At 65.8% G+C, this 23,425-nt stretch carries 24 protein-coding genes; 20 read left to right on the plus strand and 4 right to left on the minus strand.

The genetic code is table 11. The features are described from left to right. The gene (locus tag ASF79_RS05715) at window positions 1-888 is read right to left on the minus strand and encodes an NAD-dependent epimerase/dehydratase family protein (protein WP_055853194.1); all 888 of its coding nucleotides are present in this window, start codon (window positions 886-888) and stop codon (window positions 1-3) included. Window positions 889-1,003: 115 nt separating this feature from the next. Between ASF79_RS05715 and lepA the strand changes: the two genes are divergently transcribed. Genes lepA through hemW form a run of 3 tightly spaced genes read left to right on the plus strand, consistent with a single transcriptional unit; the run spans window position 1,004 to window position 4,766 of the window. Continuing rightward, complete coding sequence (lepA, locus tag ASF79_RS05720; RefSeq protein ID WP_055774359.1) at window positions 1,004-2,857, plus strand: translation elongation factor 4; 1,854 nt, start codon at window positions 1,004-1,006, stop codon at window positions 2,855-2,857. Window positions 2,858-2,860: 3 nt separating this feature from the next. Then, window positions 2,861-3,514 carry a DUF1990 family protein gene (locus tag ASF79_RS05725; protein WP_235480427.1) on the plus strand — a complete coding sequence of 218 codons (654 nt, stop codon included), beginning with the start codon at window positions 2,861-2,863 and terminating at the stop codon, window positions 3,512-3,514. Window positions 3,515-3,542: 28 nt separating this feature from the next. Further along, window positions 3,543-4,766 (plus strand): radical SAM family heme chaperone HemW, encoded by a 1,224-nt coding sequence (gene hemW / locus ASF79_RS05730; RefSeq protein WP_055852755.1) that lies wholly within the window; start codon window positions 3,543-3,545, stop codon window positions 4,764-4,766. A gap of 13 nt (window positions 4,767-4,779) precedes the next feature. Here hemW and ASF79_RS05735 read toward each other — a convergent pair whose 3' ends face one another. Together ASF79_RS05735 and ASF79_RS05740 are read right to left on the minus strand one after the other, a co-directional pair. Beyond that, window positions 4,780-5,160, minus strand: coding sequence for a DUF4870 domain-containing protein (locus ASF79_RS05735; protein ID WP_055774353.1), 381 nt, complete (start codon window positions 5,158-5,160; stop codon window positions 4,780-4,782). Window positions 5,161-5,226: 66 nt separating this feature from the next. Next, window positions 5,227-5,781, minus strand: a complete 555-nt coding sequence (locus tag ASF79_RS05740; RefSeq protein WP_055852759.1) for a DUF4870 domain-containing protein — start codon at window positions 5,779-5,781, stop codon at window positions 5,227-5,229. Window positions 5,782-5,963: 182 nt separating this feature from the next. On the opposite strand from ASF79_RS05740, the gene hrcA reads away from it, so the two are divergent. The 10 genes from hrcA (at window position 5,964) to ASF79_RS05790 (ending at window position 15,809) form a co-directional block, all read left to right on the plus strand. Further along, window positions 5,964-6,986 (plus strand): heat-inducible transcriptional repressor HrcA, encoded by a 1,023-nt coding sequence (gene hrcA / locus ASF79_RS05745; protein WP_055852762.1) that lies wholly within the window; start codon window positions 5,964-5,966, stop codon window positions 6,984-6,986. 96 nt (window positions 6,987-7,082) lie between these two features. Continuing rightward, entirely contained in the window at window positions 7,083-8,189 is a 1,107-nt protein-coding gene (dnaJ, locus tag ASF79_RS05750) for a molecular chaperone DnaJ (RefSeq protein WP_055852766.1), read from the plus strand. 2 nt (window positions 8,190-8,191) lie between these two features. Next, entirely contained in the window at window positions 8,192-8,932 is a 741-nt protein-coding gene (locus tag ASF79_RS05755) for a 16S rRNA (uracil(1498)-N(3))-methyltransferase (protein WP_055852770.1), read from the plus strand. Between the two features lie 84 nt (window positions 8,933-9,016). After that, window positions 9,017-9,379, plus strand: coding sequence for a histidine triad nucleotide-binding protein (locus ASF79_RS05760; protein ID WP_055852773.1), 363 nt, complete (start codon window positions 9,017-9,019; stop codon window positions 9,377-9,379). Further along, window positions 9,321-10,409 (plus strand): PhoH family protein, encoded by a 1,089-nt coding sequence (locus tag ASF79_RS05765; protein ID WP_082495697.1) that lies wholly within the window; start codon window positions 9,321-9,323, stop codon window positions 10,407-10,409. Before ASF79_RS05760 ends, ASF79_RS05765 begins: the two co-directional genes overlap by 59 nt. Then, entirely contained in the window at window positions 10,406-10,873 is a 468-nt protein-coding gene (ybeY, locus tag ASF79_RS05770; RefSeq protein ID WP_055774334.1) for an rRNA maturation RNase YbeY, read from the plus strand. Before ASF79_RS05765 ends, ybeY begins: the two co-directional genes overlap by 4 nt. After that, complete coding sequence (locus tag ASF79_RS05775) at window positions 10,870-12,159, plus strand: hemolysin family protein (protein WP_055774331.1); 1,290 nt, start codon at window positions 10,870-10,872, stop codon at window positions 12,157-12,159. The genes ybeY and ASF79_RS05775 overlap by 4 nt, the downstream gene beginning before the upstream one ends. Next, entirely contained in the window at window positions 12,156-13,070 is a 915-nt protein-coding gene (era, locus tag ASF79_RS05780; protein ID WP_055852780.1) for a GTPase Era, read from the plus strand. Before ASF79_RS05775 ends, era begins: the two co-directional genes overlap by 4 nt. 48 nt (window positions 13,071-13,118) lie before the next feature. Further along, window positions 13,119-14,096, plus strand: a complete 978-nt coding sequence (gene dapA / locus ASF79_RS05785; RefSeq protein ID WP_055852783.1) for a 4-hydroxy-tetrahydrodipicolinate synthase — start codon at window positions 13,119-13,121, stop codon at window positions 14,094-14,096. Between the two features lie 36 nt (window positions 14,097-14,132). Further along, window positions 14,133-15,809 (plus strand): ribonuclease J, encoded by a 1,677-nt coding sequence (locus ASF79_RS05790; protein ID WP_055852787.1) that lies wholly within the window; start codon window positions 14,133-14,135, stop codon window positions 15,807-15,809. 17 nt (window positions 15,810-15,826) lie between these two features. Here the strand turns inward: ASF79_RS05790 and ASF79_RS05795 are convergent, their stop codons facing one another. Beyond that, window positions 15,827-16,447 (minus strand): hypothetical protein, encoded by a 621-nt coding sequence (locus ASF79_RS05795; protein ID WP_055774317.1) that lies wholly within the window; start codon window positions 16,445-16,447, stop codon window positions 15,827-15,829. Between the two features lie 78 nt (window positions 16,448-16,525). On the opposite strand from ASF79_RS05795, the gene ASF79_RS05800 reads away from it, so the two are divergent. The 7 genes from ASF79_RS05800 (at window position 16,526) to ASF79_RS05830 (ending at window position 23,417) form a co-directional block, all read left to right on the plus strand. Next, window positions 16,526-19,393 carry an FtsK/SpoIIIE family DNA translocase gene (locus ASF79_RS05800; RefSeq protein WP_055852791.1) on the plus strand — a complete coding sequence of 956 codons (2,868 nt, stop codon included), beginning with the start codon at window positions 16,526-16,528 and terminating at the stop codon, window positions 19,391-19,393. A 6-nt stretch (window positions 19,394-19,399) separates the two neighbouring features. Beyond that, window positions 19,400-19,990: a CDP-diacylglycerol--glycerol-3-phosphate 3-phosphatidyltransferase gene (gene pgsA / locus ASF79_RS05805; protein WP_055852795.1), complete on the plus strand. Its 591-nt coding sequence runs from the start codon at window positions 19,400-19,402 to the stop codon at window positions 19,988-19,990. Beyond that, the gene (locus ASF79_RS05810) at window positions 19,987-20,490 is read left to right on the plus strand and encodes a CinA family protein (protein WP_055852800.1); all 504 of its coding nucleotides are present in this window, start codon (window positions 19,987-19,989) and stop codon (window positions 20,488-20,490) included. The genes pgsA and ASF79_RS05810 overlap by 4 nt, the downstream gene beginning before the upstream one ends. Before the next feature lie 244 nt (window positions 20,491-20,734). Next, window positions 20,735-21,043 (plus strand): helix-turn-helix domain-containing protein, encoded by a 309-nt coding sequence (locus ASF79_RS05815; RefSeq protein WP_044443014.1) that lies wholly within the window; start codon window positions 20,735-20,737, stop codon window positions 21,041-21,043. 101 nt (window positions 21,044-21,144) lie between these two features. Continuing rightward, the gene (locus ASF79_RS05820) at window positions 21,145-21,369 is read left to right on the plus strand and encodes a DUF3046 domain-containing protein (protein ID WP_055852804.1); all 225 of its coding nucleotides are present in this window, start codon (window positions 21,145-21,147) and stop codon (window positions 21,367-21,369) included. A gap of 260 nt (window positions 21,370-21,629) precedes the next feature. Further along, window positions 21,630-22,697, plus strand: a complete 1,068-nt coding sequence (gene recA / locus ASF79_RS05825; protein ID WP_055774302.1) for a recombinase RecA — start codon at window positions 21,630-21,632, stop codon at window positions 22,695-22,697. 39 nt (window positions 22,698-22,736) lie between these two features. Further along, complete coding sequence (locus tag ASF79_RS05830) at window positions 22,737-23,417, plus strand: regulatory protein RecX (RefSeq protein WP_055774299.1); 681 nt, start codon at window positions 22,737-22,739, stop codon at window positions 23,415-23,417. Window positions 23,418-23,425 lie beyond the last annotated feature (8 nt).

Genomic DNA, 23,425 nt, shown 5'->3' on the forward strand with positions numbered 1-23,425 from the left:
CTAGTTCTTCGCCGAGTACGATCCGGTGCGCAGCTCGTCGACGAGGCTCGGGCCGTTCGGCTCCCAGCCCAGGTCGATGCGCGCGGCGCTTCCTCTGGCCTGCTGGTCGAGCAGCAGCGCATCGGCGAACGCGGCGCCCAGGCGAGCGTGCGTCTCGTCGACGGTCTGGGTCTCAACACGAGAGTCCAAGCCCTGGCCGGCGGCGGCGGCGTCACCGATCTCGCGCACGGTCGGGTTCTCGCCGCTGGCGCCGATGTAGGTCGAGCCGGATTCGCCGAGATCGAAGGCGAGGATGTACAGCTCGGCCAGGTCGTCGACGTGCACCGTGGTCCAGTGCTGCGAGCCATCGCCGACGAGTCGGACGGCGGCCTCGGGGTCACTGCCATCTCCGAGGAAGAGAGCGGGAATGCCCGAGCCGTGGCCGAAGACGACGGCCGGGGCGATCAGTGTGGTCGAGACGCCCTGCGCGCCGAGCACGCGCTTCTCGATCTCCTCGCGCCAGGCCACGATGGCCGGAGCGTTGCGGGGCGAATCCTCCGTGATGTCGGAGTTGCTTCCCCAGACCCAGATTCCGCCCGTGTGCACGTAGCGCTTGTCGCTTCCCTCGAGGCCGGCGAAGACGGCCGTGACGAAGGCATCGTCGACGTCGCGGCTGGACTCGTCACCGGGGGAGGCGAGGTGGATCACGCCATCGCTCGCGATGGCCTGTTCGGTCATCAGTTCGGTGTCGGTGACGTCACCGATCACGGCGGTGGCTCCGAGGGCCTCGATCTTGGCCGCCTTCTCGGGCGAGCGCACGAGGGCGGTCACGTCGCGCCCCTGCAGTCGGAGCTGACGGAGGACTGCGGACCCGATGAAGCCGGTGGCACCGGTAAGAAAAATACTCATGACCATATTCAACCGCGCCGAACTGTTGACTGCCCGTACGACGTGACGAAAAGCGTCGGCCGTGAACAACGTGAGAGAATGGGCGCTTACCCGCCGTACGACACAAGAGGAACGCGTGAGCCCGCTAGCTAACAAGGCCCTGGAGCCGGCATCCACCGACCCCGCGTTCATTCGCAATTTCTGCATCATCGCCCACATCGACCACGGCAAGTCCACGCTGGCCGACCGCATGCTGCAGATCACCGGAGTCGTCAGCGATCGCGATATGAGGGCTCAGTACCTCGACCGCATGGACATCGAGCGCGAGCGCGGCATCACGATCAAGAGCCAGGCCGTGCGTATGCCCTGGTCGCTCGACGACCAGACCTACGCGCTCAACATGATCGACACCCCCGGCCACGTCGACTTCACCTACGAGGTGTCCCGTTCTCTCGCGGCCTGCGAGGGCGCCCTCCTGCTCGTCGACGCCGCCCAGGGCATTGAGGCCCAGACGCTGGCGAACCTCTACCTGGCCCTCGACAACGACCTCACGATCATCCCTGTTCTGAACAAGATCGATCTGCCGGCGGCGGACCCCGACAAGTACGCGCAGGAGCTGGCCAGCCTCATCGGCGGCAAGCCCGAAGACGTGCTGCGGGTGTCGGGCAAGACGGGCGTCGGCGTTCCCGAGCTCCTCGACCGCCTCACGGCTCTCGTCCCCGCGCCCCAGGGTGATCCGGATGCCGCGGCTCGCGCCATGATCTTCGACTCGGTCTACGACTCCTACCGCGGCGTCGTCACGTACGTGCGAATGATCGACGGCCAGCTGTCGCCGCGCGAGAAGATCCAGATGATGTCGACCCGTGCCACCCACGAGATCCTCGAGATCGGTGTCTCGTCGCCTGAGCCGACCCCCAGCAAGGGTCTCGGCGTCGGCGAGGTGGGCTACCTAATCACCGGTGTGAAAGACGTCCGTCAGTCCAAGGTCGGCGACACGGTCACCACCCACTCGAAGCCGGCGACCGAGGCTCTGCCGGGATACACGGAACCGCTGCCCATGGTGTTCTCAGGGCTGTACCCGATCGACGGCACCGACTACCCCGCACTCCGAGACGCCCTCGACAAGCTCAAGCTCAGCGACGCCTCGCTCGTCTACGAGCCCGAGACCTCGGTCGCCCTCGGCTTCGGTTTCCGCTGCGGCTTCCTCGGACTGCTGCACCTCGAGATCATCAACGAACGCCTCGAGCGCGAGTTCGGTCTCGACCTCATCGCCACCGCGCCGAGCGTCATCTACGAGGTCACCACCGAAGACAAGAAGACCGTCACCGTCACCAACCCGAGCGAGTTCCCCTCGGGCAAGATCACGAGCGTCCACGAGCCGGTGGTCAAGGCGGCGATCCTGGCGCCGAAGGACTACGTCGGCGTCATCATGGAGCTCTGCCAGAGCCGCCGCGGCACCCTGCTCGGCATGGAGTTCCTCGGTGAAGACCGCGTCGAGATCCGTTACAACATGCCGCTCGCCGAGATCGTCTTCGACTTCTTCGACAGCCTCAAGTCGAAGACGGCCGGATACGCCTCGCTCGACTACGAGCCCATCGGCGATCAGGAGGCCGACCTCGTGAAGGTCGACATCCTGCTGCAGGGCGAGCAGGTCGACGCGTTCAGCGCCATCGTGCACCGCGACAAGGCGCAGGCCTACGGCGCACTCATGACCGAGCGTCTGCGCAAGCTCATCCCGCGCCAGCAGTTCGAGGTGCCCATCCAGGCCGCCATCGGTGCGCGCATCATCGCGCGCGAGTCGATCCGCGCGATGCGCAAAGACGTTCTCGCCAAGTGCTACGGCGGCGATATCAGCCGCAAGCGCAAGCTCCTCGAGAAGCAGAAAGAGGGCAAGAAGCGCATGAAGATGGTCGGGCGCGTCGAGGTGCCCCAGGGCGCGTTCATCGCGGCTCTGTCAGGTGACACGGAGACGAAGAAAGAAAAGAAGTAGCCCATGCTGCAGCGATCCACGCACACGGGCCAGTCTCTGACCTATGCGGCCGTCGGGGCCTCGCAGGCGCCCGACCTCATGTTCTACCCTCCGAAGGGCTACCGACCTGCAGAAGACAGCATCCGCATCGGTTCGGGGCGCGAGCGATTCGATGCCGCTGCAGCGACGCTGCTGGCGTGGGGCGTGCAGAAGAATAGCGGCATCGAGGTGTCGAACATCGAGTTGCCCACGCCGAGCGACACCGACTACGCGGGGCTCGTCTACGACGCCGACGGCACGCCGTTGGCCGCGCGCGACGTGAATCCCGAACTCACCTACTCCGAAGACGGAACGCCGCAGATCTCGGCCGGTGTCACGGCCGATCTGCGCATCCGGGCCTATGGTCGTGTCGTCACGGCTCCCGTGCGGGTCGTTATCGTCATCGACGAGCCGAACGAGGCGGGCTTCGCCTACGGAACCCTGCCTGGGCATCCGGAGGAGGGCGAGGAGAGCTTCGTCGTCACGCACGAGCCCGACGACTCGGTCTGGTTCACCGTGCGTTCCTTCTCGCGCGGCAGCACGGCCCTCTATCGCATGGTCTCGCCACTGCTGCGTCGACAGCAGCGACTCATGACGAAGCGATACCTGCGCGCTCTTCTTCCCGGTCGCGCCGCGTGAGTAGTCACCGCGCGACGGGTCGGCGCTGATGGCGTCGGCGCTTCCCCTCGGCGATCCCGCACCCCTCGACGGTCTACTGCCGCCCGATTCCGACCGCGACGCCGCCGCCCGTAACTTCGGCGTGTATCTTCACGTTCCGTTCTGCCGCGTTCGCTGCGGATACTGCGACTTCAACACGTACACGGCCACCGAGCTTCGGGGTGCGAAGCAGTCGGACTACGCGTCTCAGGCGGTGGTCGAGGTCGACCTCGCCCGCCGAGTGCTCGAGCAGTCGGGCGTGCCGCGCCGAGAGGTGTCGACCGTCTTCTTCGGGGGCGGAACACCGACCCTGCTTCCCGCCGAAAACCTCGTGCGCATGCTCGCCGCCGTGCGTGACGCGTGGGGCCTGCAGCAGGGGGCCGAGGTCACGACCGAGGCGAACCCCGACAGCGTCGACGCCGACTATCTGAAGACCCTCGCCGATGCCGGGTTCACCCGGGTGAGCTTCGGCATGCAGTCCGCCGTGCCGCATGTACTGCGCACGCTCGACCGCACCCACGACCCCGAGCGCGTGCCGCTCGTGGTCGACTGGGCGCGCGAGGCCGGGCTGCAGGTGAGTCTCGACCTCATCTACGGCACACCGGGGGAGTCGCTGGAGAACTGGCGCACGTCTCTCGAGAGCGCCCTGGCCTCCCGCCCCGATCATCTCTCGGCCTATGCGCTGATCGTCGAGCAGGGCACGAAGCTGGCGCGCCAGATCAAGTCGGGCGAGGTCGAGGAGCCCGACGACGACCTCGAGGCCGACATGTACGAGCTGGCAGACGAGATGCTCGCCGCCGCCGGGTACTCCTGGTACGAGGTCAGCAACTGGGCTGCGAACGACGCGTTCGTCTCGCGGCACAATCTCGCCTACTGGCAGGGCCACGACTGGTGGGGCGTCGGACCGGGCGCGCACAGCTACGTCGGAGACACGCGGTGGTGGAACGTCAAGCATCCCGCCGCGTACGCCGAGCGCATCGCGGCCGGGCATTCGCCGGCCGCCGGCCGCGAGACTCTGGATGCGCCGACCCGCGAGACGGAGCGGGTCCTGCTGCTCACCCGCATCCGTGAGGGCTTGCGCATCGATTCGCTCGGTGCGGAGCCGAGGCGTGAGGTAGCCGGGCTGATCGCCGATGGTCTCGTCGATGGGCGGTCGGCCATCCAGGGCACCGTGGTGCTCACTCTGCGCGGGCGGCTGCTCGCCGACGCCGTCGTGCGGCGCCTGACGAGCTAGCGCCCGGCAGGAGTCACTTCACGAAGCGGATGGTCAGCGGGTAGCGGTAGTACTCGCCGGCATTCGCTTTGACTGCCGCGATGATCATGAAGATGATCGCGGCGATCGCGAGCGGAAACGCGAGGATCGTTCCGATGAAGAAGGTGATGAAGCCGAGGAGCACGGTGGCGGTCAGGTAGATCGCCAGCGAGATCTGAAAGTTCAGTTCTTCGCGGGTGTGCTGGCGAATGAAGTCGCCTCGGTCTTTCAGGACGAGATAGCCGACGAGTGCGGGGAGGAATCCGAAGAGGATTCCGCCGAGGTGGATCAGCGTCGACCAGAGTCGCTGATCTTGCGGTGCCATCGGGGGCTGGGGCTGGTATGCGGCTTCGAACGGTGGCGGGGCTGCAGTCATGCGACCCATTAAACCAAAGAAGCGCCGATCGACTCGATGTGACGACCGGCGCTTCCCCTCAGCGGGCTACTTGATGAGTCGGATCGCGAACGGGTAGCGGTAGGTGCCACCGCCGTTGACCTTGACCCCGCCGATGATCGGAAAGACGATCTGGGCGGCCCAGATCGCCAGCACGAGGATCAGCGCGAGGATCGAACCGAGGATGGGAATGAAGCCGAGGATCACAGCGACGATCGAGTACGCGACCCACGCGATGGCGATCGTGATCTGGTAGTTCAGCGATTCCTTACCCTCCTGGTTGGTGAGAGGGCCGCGGTCTTTGAAAACCAACCAGATGATCAGCGGCGGGATGAAGCTGAGGACGCCACCGAAGTGCGCGAGCGACGCCCAGAGCTTGTCGTCGGACTGGCTGAGCGGCGCACCGGGCGCAGCGGCGGGCGGAGGGGTGTATCCGGGAGGCGGCGTCTGGCCACCGGTCGGAGTGCCGTACTGCGGCGGGACCGAGCCGCCGGCCGGGGTTCCGAAGTCGGGTGGGACCTGGCCTGCGGGAGGCGTGTAGGGAGGGGGCGTCGGCCCGCCCACACCCGAGGTGTTCTCAGGAGTTGCGTTGGGATCGGACATGAGTCGCGGCCTTTCGTCGCTGGATGAGGGCTTCCAGCACAAGATACTGCGGAACTCCTCCGGCGGGCAATGATCCCCAGGCGCCCTCGGCGAGATATAATTGGCACTCAGGATCTCCGAGTGCCAATCGTTCGCGAGACTACGTAGACGAAAGAGTGCAGCCGAGAGGGAGGTGTCGCGACATGGTGTCAGACCGCAGCCTCGAAGTGCTCCGCGTCATCGTTCAAGACTATGTGGCCTCCCGCGAGCCCGTGGGCTCCAAGTCGATCGTCGACCGGCACTCGTTCGGCGTGTCCGCAGCCACCATCCGAAACGACATGGCGCTCCTCGAAGAAGAAGAGCTGATCACCGCTCCGCACACGTCGTCCGGGCGCATCCCCACCGACAAGGGCTACCGCCTGTTCGTCGACCACCTGGCCGACCTCAAGCCCCTGACCTCGGCTCAGCGCCAGGCGATCGAGACGTTCCTCGGCGAATCCGCCGACCTCGACGACGTTCTCGCACGCACGGTGCGCCTTCTCACCCAGCTGACCCGACAGGTCGCGATGGTGCAGTACCCGCCGTTGCAGCAGGCGCGGTTCCGCCACCTCGAGGTCGTCGCCCTGGCGCCGCAGAAGCTCCTCCTCGTCGTGATCACAGACTCCGGGCACGTCGACCAGCGCGTCGTCGACGTGCCCAGCGAGGTCGACGTCGACTTCCTCGGAGAGCTCCGCGCCAAGCTCAACACGGCCCTGACCGGCGTCGGCGTCGTCGAGGCGGCCGCCCGCCTCGGTGAGCTGCCGGGCATGTTCGCGGCATCCCGGATGCCGGTGGTGCGGGTCATCGTCGCCGCCATCGCCGATCACGTCGCGGCCACGCGCCACGACAAGCTGGTGATCGCCGGGGCATCCAACCTCGTGCGAACAGAGAACGACTTCCACGGCAGCATCCTGCCCGTGCTCGAGGCGGTCGAGGAACAGGTCGTTCTTCTGCGACTGTTCAGCGAGCTCGAGGCTGATCAGCGTGGAGTCTCGGTGAGCATCGGCCGCGAGAACGCTCCGTTCGGACTGGGGGAGACGTCGATCCTGGCCAGCGGCTACAGCGCACAGGGCGGTTCTCTCGCCCACCTCGGCGTGCTCGGTCCGACGCGCATGGACTATTCGAGCAACATCGCCGCCGTGCGTGCCGTGGCCCGCTATCTCTCCCGCGCCCTCGGAGAGAGTTGACCCTTCTTCCCCGCGCGTCGTCCGGACGCCGCCCCCATCTGACAGAACGCTGCCGCTTCACGGTCAGCGAATCCCGACTTATAAGGAGACGCCCGCGTGGCTGACCATTACGACGTGCTCGGCGTAGACAAGAGCGCCACCCCCGAAGAGATCAAGAAGGCCTATCGGCGTCTGGCCCGCGAGCTGCACCCCGACGTGAACTCGGCACCCGACGCCGAAGAGAAGTTCAAGGCCGTGACCCACGCCTACGACGTGCTGAGCGATCCAGGGCAGCGCCGCGACTACGACCGAGGGCCTCAGCAGGGGTATCCCGGCGGACAGGGTGGCTTCGGCGGCTTCGGCGACATCTTCGAGACCTTCTTCGGAGCGCAGGGCGGCTCACGGGGTCCGAAATCGCGTGAAGAGCGCGGGCAGGACGCCCTGCTGCGCGTCGAGATTGACCTCGGCGAAGTCATCTTCGGAACGCACCGTGACCTCGAGGTCGACACGGCCGTGGTCTGCGAGACCTGCAACGGCTCGTGCTGCCAGCCCGGAACATCCCCCGTCACCTGTGACATCTGCGGCGGAAGCGGTCAGATCCAGCGGGCCGTGCGGTCTCTTCTCGGCAACGTCATGACGAGCGCGCCCTGCGGCACCTGCCGCGGCTACGGCACCGTCATCCCCGCTCCCTGCGTCACCTGCCAGGGCCAGGGCCGCGTGCGTGCCCGTCGCTCCATTCCGGTCGACATCCCCGCCGGAGTTGACACGGGTCTTCGGCTGCAGCTCATCGGCCAGGGCGAGGTCGGCCCCGCCGGCGGCCCGAATGGAGACCTGTACCTCGAGATGAAGGTGCGGCACCACGACGTCTTCAGCCGCAGCGGCGACGACATCCTGTGCACGCTCGAGGTCTTCATGTGGGATGCCGTACTCGGCACGATCTCGTCGGTCACGGCTCTCGACGGCGACATCGAGGTGGAGATCAAGCCCGGGACGCAAAGCGCGGAGATCATCACGGTGAAGGGTCGCGGCATCACCCACCTGCGCGGCCAGGGCCGAGGCGATCTCAAGATCGGTGTGCAGGTCACGACGCCCACGAAGCTCGACCACAAGCAGAAGGAGCTCGTGAAGCAGCTGGCGAAAGCTCACAAGTACCCTGCCCCGACGCTCGGCCACTTCCAGCAGGGACTGTTCGCCAAGCTACGCGACCGCTTCCTCAACGTCTGACCATGAGCTCCCTGTTTCTGCGCTCCGACCTCGCAACGGTGCCGCACGCCATCGGCGATGTCGTGGCGCTCGACGGACCCGAGGCTCGTCACGCGGTGACCGTGAACCGCCTTCGCGTCGGCGAGGTCATCTCGATCGGTGACGGCGCCGGGCTCGTGGTTCGCGGACCGATCGGCAGGGTGGAGCCGGCGGCGCTCGAGATCCGGGTCGAGTCGTCGATCCTCGATTCGGCGCCGATTCCCGAAGTCTGGTTGGCTCAGGCGCTCGCCAAGGGAGACCGCGACGAACTGGCCGTGCAGGCGGCGACCGAGCTCGGCGCATCCGGGGTCATTCCGTGGGCTGCCGAGCGGTCGGTGTCGAAATGGACGGGTGCGAAGGTCACGAAGGGTATGGAGCGCTGGGGCGCGATCGTGCGCGAGGCCGCCAAGCAGTCGATCCGCTCGTGGGTGCCCTCCGTCGAGCAGCACATGAACACCAAGCAGCTCGCTCGACTCGCTGAAGACGCGACGGTGCTCGTGCTCGACCCGACGGCCGAGACCCGCCTCTCTCAGGTCGAGCTTCCCGCGGATGCGCGCATCCTGATTCTGGTGGTCGGCCCCGAGGGCGGCATCGCCCCGCACGAACTCGATCTGTTCGAGAGCCGCGGTGCGATCCGGGTGCGGCTCGGCGATGAGATCCTGCGCACGTCGACCGCTGGTCCATCGGCGCTCTCCGTGCTCAACGTGCGACTCGCCCGCTGGTGACGGGCGCCTTCTCCGGGCTGTGCCCAGAGCGAACTCGCCCGGCGGCGCCTGCCGCGTCGGCGATGACGCTCTTAAGATGGAGACATGTCAACCTCAGGCGACGCACCCTCCATCTTCTCCCGCATCGTCGCGCGAGAGATCCCCGCGACCATCATTGCCGAGACCGATACGGTCATCGCGTTCGAAGACATCGCTCCGAAGGCACCGGTGCACGTTCTCGTCGTGCCCAAGACCGAGAAGTACCGCAACGTCGTCGAGCTTGCTGCCGGCGACCCTGCACTGCTCGCCGAGGTCGTCGCTCTCGCATCCCACATCGCCGACGAGCGCGCGGGCGGCGAGTTCCGCCTGGTGTTCAACACCGGAGAGGCCGCCGGGCAGACGGTGTTCCATGTGCACGCGCACGTCCTCGCCGGAGGCCTCGGAGAGGGTTCCCTTGCCGCCGGCTGAGAATTCCGCGTCGGGTGAAGCGCGCATCCACATCGACGGCATCGCCATGGTGCGCCTGCTCGGGCCGCAAGACCGGCTCCTCTCGACGATCGAGAAGCAGTATCCGGGCGTCGACGTGCACGTCAGGGGCAACGAGGTCACTCTCACCGGAGACGATGCCGACAAGGTCGACGCTGCGAGACGTCTCGTCGAAGAACTTCTTCTCATGATCAAGAACGGACAGGATTTGACCTCCACCGAAGTCACCTCGAGCGCTGCGATCCTCGACGCCGACAAGAGCGCGAGCCCGGTCGATCTGCTCGGGCAAGCGATTCTCTCGACCCGGGGCAAGAGCATCCGGCCGAAGACAGCCGGGCAGAAGGCCTACGTCGACGCGATCGACGAGAACACCATCGTCTTCGGAATCGGGCCGGCCGGCACGGGCAAGACGTACCTCGCGATGGCCAAGGCGGTGCAGGCGCTGCAGCGCAAAGAGGTCAATCGCATCATTCTCACCCGCCCCGCCGTCGAGGCGGGAGAGCGACTCGGTTACCTTCCGGGAAGCCTCACCGACAAGATCGATCCGTACCTCCGTCCCCTCTACGACGCACTCAATGAGATGCTCGATCCCGAAGTCGTGCCGAAGCTCCTGGCCGCGGGAACGATCGAGGTCGCTCCGCTCGCCTACATGCGCGGGCGCACGCTCAACGATTCGTTCATCGTGCTCGACGAGGCGCAGAACACCACGCCCGAGCAGATGAAGATGTTCCTCACCCGTCTGGGCTTCGGCTCGCGCATGGTGATCACCGGCGACATCACACAGGTCGACCTGCCCATGGGCACGAGCGGACTCCAGCTGGTGACCCGAGTGCTTGGCGACATCGACGACATCCACTTCGCCACCATGACCAGCGCCGACGTCGTCCGGCACACTCTCGTGGGTCAGATCGTCGACGCCTACACGAAGTACGACCAGATTCAGATGGCCAAAAAGGCCGGCGACACGATCGGCGCCTCCGAGCGAGACCAAAGGTACAAGAAGACGCGATGAGCATCGAGATCAACAACGAGTCCGCGATTCCGGTCGACGAAACGGCCATTCTGCGGCTCGCGACCTACGCGCTCGACCAGCTCCATGTGCATCCCGACGCGGAGCTCGCCATCGTCCTGGTAGACGAGGCCGCCATGGAACAGCTTCATGTGCAGTGGATGGACGAGCCCGGGCCGACCGACGTCCTGAGCTTTCCCATGGACGAGTTGCGCCCCGGCACCGAGGACGCGCCGACCCCACCGGGCCTGCTCGGCGACATCGTTCTGTGCCCCCAGGTCGCGGAGGTGCAGGCCGCCGGCGCGGGTCACACGATCCTCGACGAGCTCCAGCTGCTGACGGCTCACGGTGTCCTCCACCTCCTCGGATTCGACCACGCCGAACCCGACGAGGAGAAGGAGATGTTCGGTCTGCAGCGCGACATCCTCACCGGCTTCGCCGCCACCGAGCGTCGCCGCCGTACATGATCACTGCACTCTTCCTGGTCGCCGCGTTCCTGCTCGTGGCACTGGGCGGGCTGTTCGCGGCCACTGACTCGGCTCTCGTTGTCCTCTCCAGGGCCGACATCGCCGAGCTCGCGGAGAAGTACCGGGCGAAGAGATCCCTGCGCGCGATCGCCGCAGATCCGAGTCCTCACATGAACGCGGTGAACTTCGCCCGCGTCGTCTCAGAGACGACCGCAGCGGTTCTCGTCACTATCGTTCTCACGGTCTGGATCGATGGCCCGTGGCTCGTTCTGCTGTTCGCGGCTCTGATCATGACGACGGTGTCATTCGTTCTGGTGGGGTCGAGTCCGCGCAGTGTGGGCAGGGCGCACCCGGAGGCCGTGATCGGTCTGACGGCCTTCCTGGTCCACGCTCTCCGCGTGGTGCTCGGTCCCATCGCGGGCGCGCTCGTCACCTTCGGCAACCGGGTCACGCCGGGCCGTCCTCGATCCGCGGCCTTCACCTCGGAACAGCAGCTCCTCAGCATGGTCGACGAGGCGACGGAGCTCGACGTTCTCGAAGAAGAGGACCGCGAGCTCATCCACTCGATCATCGACTTCTCCGACACCGTCGTGCGCGAGGTCATGATCCCGCGCACAGACATGGTGACCGTCGACGACACCGCCACGGTCGGCCAGGGCATGGGGCTGTTCCTCAGCACCGGAGTGTCGCGCATGCCGGTGGTGGCAGACGACGTCGACGAGATCGTCGGCATCCTGTACCTGCGCGATGTCGCGCGCCTCACCCACGAGAAGCCCGCAGCCGTCGACAAGCAGACCGTTCGCGAACTCGCACGCCCCGCCCTGTTCGTCCCGGAGTCGAAGAAAGTTGACGACACGCTACGACAGATGCAACTCGACTCCAATCACCTCGCCATGGTTGTGGATGAGTACGGTGGAATCGCCGGGCTCGTCACCCTCGAAGATCTGATCGAGGAGCTGGTCGGAGACATCTCCGACGAATACGACCGAGAGATCGTGGAGGTGGAGAACGTGTCGGACGGCGTCTACAGAGTCAGCGCACGGCTTCCTGTCGACGAACTCGGCGAGCTCTTCGACCTCGAACTCGACGACGACGACGTCGACTCCGTGGGCGGGCTCCTCTCGAAGGAACTCGGTCGCCTGCCGTCGAGCGGATCTCGCGTCACGACGTCGGGCCTCGTGCTCACGGCGGAACGTACAGAGGGTCGACGCAAAAGAATCAGCACCGTTCTGGTGCAACGAGACATGTCGGCGACGCCGGCCGTCTCAGAGAGAGGATCCGAGTGACCGACTCCGGCACTGCAGAAACATCCGACTTCCGAGCGGGATTCGTCTCGTTCGTGGGCCGTCCCAACGTCGGCAAGTCGACACTGACCAACGCCCTGGTGGGGGAGAAGGTCGCGATCACCTCCTCGAAGCCGCAGACGACCAGGAGAGCGATTCGAGGGATCGTGCACCGCGAGGACGGTCAGCTGATCCTCGTCGACACTCCGGGCATGCACCGGCCGCGCACCCTCCTGGGCGAGCGGCTGAACGCGATCGTGCAGACCACCCTCGGCGACGTCGACGTGATCGGGTTCTGCATCCCTGCCAACGAGAAACTCGGCCCCGGCGATCGGTTCATCAACGAGCAGCTCGAGAGCTTCCCCAAGGCGAAGAAGGTCGCCATCGTCACCAAGATCGATGCGGCATCGCGTCCGGCCGTCGCCGAGCAGCTCCTCGCCGTGTCCGAGCTGCGCGACTGGGCCGCGGTCGTTCCGGTGTCGGCCCAGAGCAGCATCCAGCTCGATATCCTCTCAGCCGAGCTGATTCGTCTCCTCCCCGTCTCGCCTCAGCTCTACCCGACCGAGCAGACGACCGACGAAGGGCTCGAGGCGCGTATCTCCGAATTCATCCGCGAAGCCGCGCTCGAGGGCGTGCACGACGAGCTGCCGCACTCGCTGGCCGTGACCATCGACGACATCATCGAGCGCGACGACCGCGAGCTCGTCGAGATCTACGCGAATGTGTTCGTCGAGCGCGACAGCCAGAAGGCCATCATTATCGGCAAGGGCGGATCGCGGCTGGGCGCCGTCGGCGCCACCGCCCGCGAGCAGATCGAACCCCTCATCGGCAAGCAGGTGTTTCTCAGTCTGCGAGTCAAAGTGGCGAAAGACTGGCAGCGTGACCCCAAGCAACTCGGGCGACTCGGATTCTGACGCCGACGTGTCAGTGTGCGGGCTTGTACGACCGGTAGCCTGTAACCCGTGATCACGAAAGAGAATCCGTTCGGCCAGGTACTCGTGGCCCTCGTCACCCCGTTCACAGCCGACGGAGAGGTCGACTGGCCGAGCGTCGAGAAGCACATCGACAACGTCATCAGTCATGGTGCAGACGGCATCGTCGTCTCGGGGACGACGGGGGAGACCTCGACGCTCACCGACGCGGAGAAACTCCAGCTCGTGCAGGTCGCCAAGTCGGTCTCCGCAGGTCGCGCGAAGGTGCTCACGGGCGGAGGGTCGAACGAGACCGCGCACGCCATGCAGCTCGCTCGCCAGAGCGAGAAGGCCGGCGCCGACGGCAATCTCGTCGTGACTCCCTACTACAACAAGCCCACGCAGGCCGGGCTGCTGACGCACTTCCGCATGATCGCCGATTCGACTGATCTGCCGGTCATTCTCTACGACATCCCGGGTCGTACGGGTGTGCCCATCACCTACGAGACGATCCTCCGACTCGCGAAGCATCCGAACATCCTCGCCATCAAAGACGCCAAGGGCGACTTCAGCGAGGTCAGTCGCGTCATCAACCAGACCGACCTCATGTACTTCTCCGGCGACGACGCCAACGTGCTGCCGCACCTGTCGATCGGCGCGACCGGTCTGATCGGCGTCACGAACAACATCGCCTCGGGCCCGTATCGAGTGATGGTCGACGCCGTGAACGCCGGGGATCTGGCCACGGCAACGGCCGCGCACCAGTCGCTCGAACCGCTCGTTCGCGCGGTCATGACCCACGTACCCGGCACCGTAGCGGCCAAATACATTCTTCACGGCCTCGGCCGTATCGGCAGTCCCCGCGTTCGGTTGCCCCTCGTGGGCCCCGAAGAGTGGGAAGCCGCGCACATCGAGAACGAGATCGACCTGGTCAAGGGGATTCCTTCGATCGACTTCACCAACTTCCGCCCCGACCGCAACGCCGCCGCCGGCGGCGCTCTGCCGAAGGTCGCGGGCGCCACACGCTAGCCCCATCCGGGCCGGCACCACGAGCTAGGAGGGCACATGCCCAACATCGCATACGAACCGCGCGCCCTCGCCCCTGACACTCTCCGGGTCATTCCGGTGGGTGGCCTCGGCGAGATCGGCCGCAACATGACCGTCTTCGAGATCAACGGCAAGCTGCTGATCGTCGACTGCGGCGTGCTCTTCCCCGAAGAGCACCAGCCCGGGGTCGATCTGATCCTGCCCGATTTCTCGATCGTGCGCGATCGCCTCGACGACGTTCTCGGCATCGTGCTCACCCACGGCCACGAAGACCACATCGGCGCCGTTCCCTACCTGCTGCGGCTGAAGCGCGACATCCCCCTCATCGGCTCGGGGCTCACGCTCGCGCTCATCGAGGCGAAGCTCAAAGAGCACCGCATCAAGCCGTACACGCTCACCGTCGTCGAGGGGCAGATCGAGCAGTTCGGCCCGTTCGAACTCGAGTTCGTCGCCGTGAACCACTCCATCCCCGACGCGCTCGCCGTGGCGATCAAGACGGTCGCGGGCAATGTGCTGCACACCGGCGACTTCAAGATGGATCAGCTGCCGCTCGACAACAGGCTCACCGATCTTCGCGCCTTCGCGCGTCTCGGCGAAGAGGGCATCGACCTCTTCCTGGTCGACTCGACCAACGCCGACGTACCGGGCTTCACCGCCCTCGAGCGTTCCATCGGGCCGGTGCTCGACGACGTCATCCGCCGTGCGCCCCGCCGCGTCGTGGTCGCCAGCTTCTCGAGTCACGTGCACCGTGTGCAGCAGGTCCTGGATGCCGCGCACAACAACGGACGCCGGGTCGCCCTGCTGGGCCGCTCGATGGTGCGCAACATGCAGATCGCGGCAGAGCTCGGATACCTCAAGGTTCCCGAGAACGTGCTCATCGATTTCAAGAAGGCGGGGGACATCCCCGACGACAAGATCGTGTACATGTCCACCGGGTCGCAGGGCGAGCCCATGGCCGTGCTGAGCCGCATGGCCAATGGTGAGCACCAGGTGGAGATCGGCGAGAACGACACGGTCATTCTCGCGTCGAGCCTCATCCCCGGCAACGAGAACGCCGTCTACCGCATCATCAACGGCCTCATGAAGCTCGGAGCCAACGTCGTGCACAAGGGCAACGCCAAGGTGCACGTCTCCGGGCACGCTGCGGCGGGCGAGCTCCTCTACTGCTACAACATCCTCAAGCCGAAGAACGTTCTGCCCGTGCACGGGGAGCAGCGTCACCTCGTGGCGAACGCGAAGCTGGCCCAGCAGACCGGCATCCCCGAAGAGAACACGATCATCGCCGAAGACGGCACGGTCATCGATCTGAAAGACGGCGTCGCGGCTGTCGTCGGCCAGTACGACCTCGGGTTCGTGTACGTCGACGGTTCCAGCGTCGGCGAGATCACGGATGCCGATCTCAAGGATCGCCGCATTCTCGGCGAGGAGGGTTTCATCTCGATCATCGTGGTGATCGAGGCCCAGACCGGTCGAGTCGTCGTGGGACCGGAGATTCACGCCAAGGGGTTCGCCGAAGACGAATCGGTGTTCGACGACGTGAAGCCCAAGATCGTCGCGGCCCTGGCCGAGGCATCCAAGAACGGAATGCACGACCAGCACGCCATGCAGCAGGTCGTCCGCCGCACCGTGGGTCGCTGGGTCAACACGTCCTACCGTCGTCGTCCGATGATCGTTCCGCTCGTCATCGAGGCGTAGTCCCGATCTGACAGACCCTACGAGGGCCCGGCGTTCGACGCCGGGCCCTTCGTCGTTCCCGGCGCTCGATCGGAGGACATCGACGACGTGATGGCCAGAGCCAGCAGGGTCAGCCCCGCCGCGAGAAGCAGCATGGCCGCCGTGCCGAGGCCGGGGTAGATGTGTCCGGGCTGAACGAGACACGCGCCGATGACGGCGACGACGCCGCCGGGAAGTGCGCGCAGGCGGACTCGGATGGCCACTGCCGCCGTCGCCGCGAGGCAGGCGACGACGAGCGAGACGACGCCGATCAGTCCTAGTGCTCGTGCCACCTCGTACACGGGCGCCTTGCCTTCCGTGACGCCGGCCAGCTGCAGCGTGCCGGCTGCGACGCCCGCGAGAAGGTCGAGCGAGGTGTAGAACGTCGCGAATCCATATCCGCCGACGGCTGCGACCCAGCCCAGAGGCCGACTAGAGCGCCGCGCGATCAGCCAGGGCCCGAGTCCGACGAGGGGAAAGAGCGGGATGAGAATCAGATGCATCACCTGCCAGATCGAGGCGGTGGCATCGGTCAGGTGATGCGGGTGCAGCAAACCGATCGCGGCGCAGACCACGGCGGGCAGTGACACGAGCAGCACGAGACGCAGGCGAGATGACATGGCACGAGGGTACGCCGGAAATCAGACACCCGGCGCACGCAACCGGCGATCGTCGGTGCCCGCGGGTAGCGTGAGCGCATGGCTACGAGTACCAAGTCGACCTCTCGCGCACGCGGAGCGTCCTCAGGTCGTTCGAGTGCGTCTACGGGCGCCCGAAAGACCCCCACGCGTGCGGCTGCGACCCAGAAGACGGTCCGGTTGAACCCCGCCGCCAAAGAAGAACAGGGCCCCGGCATCGTCAGTCGTGCCTGGCTCGCGATGGCTCACGTCGTCGGCGGCGCCTTCCGTGCGTTCTCGCCGGCCGACTTCGACAAGGCCGAGCGGCGCGACGGCGTGCCGTTTCTGCTCGTTCTCATGGCCATCGCCGGTGCGGTCGTCGAGTGGTTCCTCGTCTCCAACGCCGTCGCCGTCACGATCGAAGCATGGACCTTCGGCCTGCTGTTCGGGCGGGTGGCCTACGCTCTCCCTGTCGTTCTGCTGCTGCTCGCAGCATGGCTGTTCCGACACCCGAGTTCGGTGCACAACAACGGCCGCATCGGTATCGGCCTCGGCCTCATGCTCATCACCGTGTCATCGTTGTGCCACATCTACGGCGGCCAGCCGAATCCCGCGGGGGGCCAGCTCGCCTCGGGCGGCGGAATCTTCGGCTGGGTGCTCGCGGCCCCGTTGGTCGCCCTCATCACACCGATCGGCGCCACCGTCGTCGTGTCGGCCCTGCTGTTGCTGAGCGTCTTCATCCTCACCAAGACGCCACCGAACCGCATCGGATCGCGTCTTCGCGAGCTCTACGCCTACCTGTTCGGCGCGGCCTTCCCCGACGAGGCAGAGCACCGCGAGGCCAAGAAGGCCACGAAAGCGGCGAAAGCGCTCAAGGCTCAGGCGGGCACGGCGGCGCTGTCGACCGAGCAACTCGATCTCGTCGCACGCGACGTCGACTCCGACGGTCTGCCGTGGTGGAGGCGGAACGCGTCGCAGCGTGAAGAAGACCCCGAGTTCGACGCTCCGGCCATGGCTCCGCGAGTCGAAGATCGCACCCCGGTGGCCGACGAGCCGTTCGCCAACGCCGCGAGCGTCGTCGATCCCGACGACGCCGACGAAGCGGCCCGGGCGGGTCTGCTCGACGACATGAAGGCAGCAGAGCGCGCGGTTCGACGCTTCACCGGAGAGATCCGGCCGGGCGCGGCACCGCAGACGAGCCTCCTCGATGACGCGGCCGTCGAGTCGTCATCCGCCTACCCCCAGGCGCCCGTGCGTGCGGTTCAGCCAGAGCTCGACCTCGACGAGGAGTCGACCGAGCCCGGCATCCAGATCGACACCCCGGCCGCGGATTACCGGCTGCCAGCCGCGGCCAGTCTCAAGACCGGCGGGCCTTCGCTCGCCCGCTCCGCCGCCAACGACGAGATCGTCGCGGCCATCACCGAGGTCCTCAAGCAGTTCCAGGTCGACGCGACCGTCACGGGCTTCTCTCGCGGGCCTACAGTCACCCGCTACGAGATCGAACTGGGCCCGGGCGTCAAAGTCGAGCGCGTCACTGCTCTGTCGAAGAACCTGTCGTACGCGGTCGCCAGCAATGAAGTGCGCATCCTCTCGCCGATCCCGGGCAAGAGCGCCATCGGCGTCGAGATCCCGAACACCGACCGAGAGATCGTCTCCCTGGGCGATGTGCTTCGATCCACGAAGGCGGCCTCCGACAACCACCCCATGACCATCGGCGTCGGCAAAGACGTCGAGGGCAAGTTCGTGATGGCGAACCTGGCCAAGATGCCCCACCTCCTGGTGGCCGGCTCCACCGGCTCCGGCAAGTCGAGCTTCGTCAACTCCATGGTCACGTCGATCCTGATGCGCGCGAAGCCCAGCGAGGTGCGCATGGTGCTCATCGACCCCAAGCGCGTCGAGCTCACGGCATACCAGGGCGTCCCGCACCTCATCACTCCCATCATCACGAATCCCAAGAAGGCAGCCGAGGCGCTGGCCTGGGTCGTCAAAGAGATGGACATGAGGTACGACGACCTCGAGAGCTTCGGCTTCCGGCACATCGACGACTTCAACAAAGCCGTCGTCAATAACGAGATCATCCTGCCAGTGGGCAGCCACCGGCAGCTGAAGCCGTACCCCTATCTGCTGATCGTCGTCGACGAGCTCGCCGACCTCATGATGGTGGCCCCGCGAGATGTCGAAGACTCCATCGTGCGCATCACCCAGCTGGCGCGTGCGTCCGGCATCCACCTGGTCCTGGCCACGCAGCGACCGAGCGTCGACGTGGTCACCGGTCTGATCAAGGCGAATGTGCCGAGCAGGCTGGCGTTCGCGGTGACGAGCGTGACCGACTCGAGGGTCATCCTCGACCAGCCGGGCGCCGACAAGCTCATCGGCCAGGGCGACGGCCTCTTCCTTCCCATGGGCTCCTCGAAGGCCATCCGGGTACAGGGCGCGTGGGTCAGCGAGGCAGAGATCGCAACCGTGGTGCAGCACGTCACGCATCAGGCCCGGCCGGAGTATCGGGACGACGTTGCGGTCGAGGCGGTCAAGAAGAACATCGACGCCGATATCGGCGACGACCTCGAGATCCTCCTCGCCGCGGCCGAGCTCGTGGTCAACACGCAGTTCGGCTCGACGTCGATGCTGCAACGCAAACTCAAGGTCGGATTCGCGAAGGCCGGTCGTCTCATGGATCTGATGGAATCGCGCGACATCGTCGGACCCTCCGAGGGATCGAAAGCGCGAGACGTGCTGGTCACCGCGGAGCAGCTCCCCGAGGTGCTCGCCATGCTTCGGGGTACTCCCGCAGCCTCAGCGCCGGCCGCACCGCAGCAGTCCGCTGTTCCCGTACCCGCGGCAGACGACGATCCCTACGCCGACGACCCGGTGGCCCGGGGACTCGAGCGGTACCCTGAAGAAGAGGGCGATTCAGACGAAGATGCCTGGGGCCTGACCGGCAGAGAGTAGAGCACCGTGACCGAGGCCACCGCGCGCGTGAGCAATTGGAACCTTCCGAACGTCATCACTGTCGTCCGTATCCTGCTGGCACCGCTGTTCTTCTGGATGCTTCTGGCCGACGGCGGCGCGGACACGCCGCTCCGCTACGCCGCCGCAGCGCTGTTCATCGTGGCGATCGCCACCGACGGCATCGACGGCCACATCGCTCGTTCGCGCAACCAGGTCACAGATCTGGGCAAGCTGCTCGATCCCATCGCCGACAAGGTGCTCACGGGGGCGGCGCTCGTCGGTCTCTCCGTCCTGCTGGAGCTGCCGTGGTGGGTCACGGTGATCATCCTCGTGCGCGAGGTCGGAATCACCGTGTTCCGGTTCGCCGTGCTCAGCGATCGAGTGATTCCGGCGTCGCGCGGGGGAAAGCTCAAGACACTGGCTCAGTCGATCGCCATCTCGCTGGCCCTGGTGCCGTTCCCCGCACTGCTAGGCGATTGGTTCGACTGGGTCAACATCGTGACGATGTCGATCGCCTTCGTTCTCACGGTCGTCACGGGTATCGACTACCTCGTGCAGGCATGGCGCCTCGGACGAGCGGCTAAGTCGGCAGCATGACCCCGCCGGTCCGAATAGACGAGACTCACGCGCTGATCGAAAAGATGGTGCGCCGCTCGCTCACCGTGGCCGTCGCTGAGTCGCTGACGGGCGGCCTCCTCGTGGCTGAGCTCATCCGTATTCCGGGTGCGTCTCGGGTTGTTCGCGGGGGAGTGGTGGCCTACGCCACGGATCTCAAGGCCTCTCTGCTGGGAGTCGACAACGAGATCCTCTCCGCGCGCGGGCCCGTCGATCCCGAGGTCGCGATCCAGATGGCGCACGGGGTGCGACACCGTCTCGGCGAAGGGCCGGATGCGGCCGCTTGGGGGGTTTCGACCACGGGTGTGGCCGGCCCCGGCTCGCAAGACGGGCATCCCGCAGGCACGGTGTTCCTCGGCTTCGCGAGCAAAGACGGTGCGGTCTCTCGACGGCTTCACCTCGACGGGGATCGCGACAGCGTCAGGCAGCAGACCGTGGCGGCGGCCATCCGGTTGATGCTCGAGACACTCGAACAGAACTGACCGATCGACGAAGAACGGGCCGTGTCGATCCAATCCGTGCACGCGCCGGCCACGAATCATCATTGAGAACTCGCGATCGACATTCGTCGTACTCGGGAATGAACGGCATTTCCATCTCGTTACAACTAATGTCATTCACAGAAAAGACGGTTCAGTGTCGTTTAGAGTTTCACGCAGTACCGAACGGGTTTCGCCGGTTCGGCAAGGTCCGATTGACGCAAGGCATACAGCAAGGAGGGGTCCAGTGATTCTAGTTCGCCAGGAGATCGGCGACGTGCTGCGAGACTTTCGTCTCCAGAAGGGTCGCACCCTTCGGCAGGTTGCAAGCAAGGCAAGCGTCGCCCTCGGCTATCTCAGCGAGGTCGAGCGTGGCCAGAAAGAGGCATCGAGCGAGATTCTCGCATCGGTAGCCGAGGCGCTCGACACGCCCATCTCGGTGATCATGCGCGAGGTCGGCGACCGGCTCGCCGTCATCGAGGGCATCGACACCATTCCCGATACCGTGCCCGACGAGTTCGTCGCGGGCTACGATTCCAAACTTCTCACTCGGTAGTCCACCTCCGAGCACGAGATCGATCACGTGGGGGCCCTGTCACGAGTGATGTGACGGGGCCCTTCACCGTTAATGCACAGTTGTGCGGCGCGAAGGACGGCATGAGACTGAGCGAGTTCAGGAGAGCGGTCTCCGACGAATTCGGTGCGGCGTACGGCCGTGTCTTGACCGGCGACCTCGTCATCGCCGAGCTCTCCGATCGCACCGCAGACGACGCTCTCCGTCAGGGCATTCCCCCACGAGACGTGTGGCTCGCTCTCTGCCGCGCGAGCGGGGTGACCGAGGAACGGTGGCACGGCGTCGGTCTGCCCACGCCGCGCTCGTAGTCTGCGGATATTCGAACCGACACGCCATCGCCGGATCGAATATATGTTCTAGAACTGTGTAGTCTCCTTCACAGCAGAACTATTGGTCGTGTTGTCCACCGATCGACGCCGCACGGGCTCCGTGTCGGTGGTCGTGTCTACAGTCGGATTACACGCACAACACGATGCGAACGCCTTGTCGATACCCGGTTCGCCGGCGCGACAGCCTATAGGCGAAAAACTCACGCGACGGATTCCGCGCACGACAGAAGGAGACAGCAATGCCATCAGATGCCACACGAGAAAAGGCTCTCGAAACAGCGCTTGCACAGATCGACCGACAGTTCGGCAAGGGCTCCGTCATGCGCTTGGGCAGCGATGACCGCGCTCCGGTCGAAGTCATCCCCACGGGGTCGATCGCACTCGACGTCGCGCTCGGAGTCGGAGGTCTTCCCCGCGGCCGCATCGTCGAGATCTACGGCCCCGAGTCGAGCGGAAAGACGACTCTCACCCTCCACGCCATCGCCAATGCCCAGAAGGCCGGCGGAATCGCCGCGTTCATCGACGCCGAGCACGCGCTCGACCCGGCCTACGCCCAGAAGCTCGGCGTCGACATCGACGCGCTTCTCGTCTCTCAGCCCGACACCGGTGAGCAGGCACTCGAGATCGCCGACATGCTCGTGCGAAGCGGCTCGATCGATCTGATCGTCATCGACTCCGTGGCGGCACTCGTGCCTCGAGCCGAGATCGAGGGCGAGATGGGCGATTCGCACGTGGGGCTCCAGGCCCGTCTGATGTCACAGGCGCTCCGCAAGCTCACGGGTGGGCTCAGCACCACGAACACCACCATGATCTTCATCAACCAGCTGCGAGAGAAGATCGGTGTCTTCTTCGGTAGTCCAGAGACCACAGCCGGCGGAAAGGCGCTCAAGTTCTACGCGTCCGTCCGGCTCGACATCCGACGCATCGAAACTCTGAAAGAGGGCACCGATGCGGTCGGCAACCGCACGCGAGTGAAGGTGGTCAAGAACAAGATGGCGCCCCCCTTCAAGCAGGCCGAGTTCGACATCCTCTACGGCATCGGAATCTCTCGCGAAGGCAGCCTCATCGACTTCGGAGTCGAACACGAGATCGTTCGCAAGTCGGGGGCCTGGTACACCTACGAGGGCGAACAGCTGGGCCAGGGTAAAGAGAACTCTCGCCGCTTCCTCAATGAGAACCCCGAGATCGCGTTGGAGATCGAGACCAAGATCCTGACCAAGCTGGGCATCGGAGCCGACAAGACCGCTGCGGCACCCGCCGCACCGGTCGCCCTCGCGACGAAGGCGGCGGCCCGCAAGGGCGCCTAGCCTGCCCACGCACCCCACCTGAACAGAAAGGCCACGGTCATGGTCAGATTCACCGGCTCATCCGACACCGACGACGACGATTCGAATGAGACCGCCGACAGCCCGGTGGCTCCCGTGGCCTTTCTGTTCGGCGCGCCCGCCGAGCAACCCGAGCCAGCCCGTCACTTCGCCGGCCCCGTAGCGGTTCCGACCCTCGATACCGCCGGGCTCACCCCCGACGAGGTCGAACAGCAAGAGTTGCAACTCGCCGATCTCGAGAACCTGGTGGTGCGGGCGCTGGCTCGTAAAGACCTCTCCGAGTGGCAGGTCACCGAGATTCTGGCGGCGAATGGGGTCGAGTCGTCGGCGTTCGAGGGCTTTCTCACGATCTACCGCTCCAAGGGCTATGTCGACGACTACGCGTTTGCCGAGCGCGAGATCGAGCGTCTGCACCGGCGCAAGGGGTTCGGCCGCAGCCAGATCCAGCGCGAGCTGGGGGCCAAGCGCATCAGCCAGGAGATCGTGTCCGATCTGCTCACCGCACTCGATGACGACGACGAGCTTGCCCGCGCCCTCGAGCTGGCCGAGAAGAAGGCTCCCAGCCTGCTGCGTCTTGACCGAGCCACGGCAGAACGCCGGCTGAGCAGCTTCCTTCAGCGCAAGGGATACCCGTCCCAAGTCGTGCGCGACGCGGTCTCGAAGACCCTGGTGACGGGCACGAGCACCGTTCGTTTCCGCTGAGCGGACGG

Source organism: Agreia sp. Leaf335, assembly GCF_001423605.1.
Lineage (GTDB): Bacteria > Actinomycetota > Actinomycetes > Actinomycetales > Microbacteriaceae > Agreia.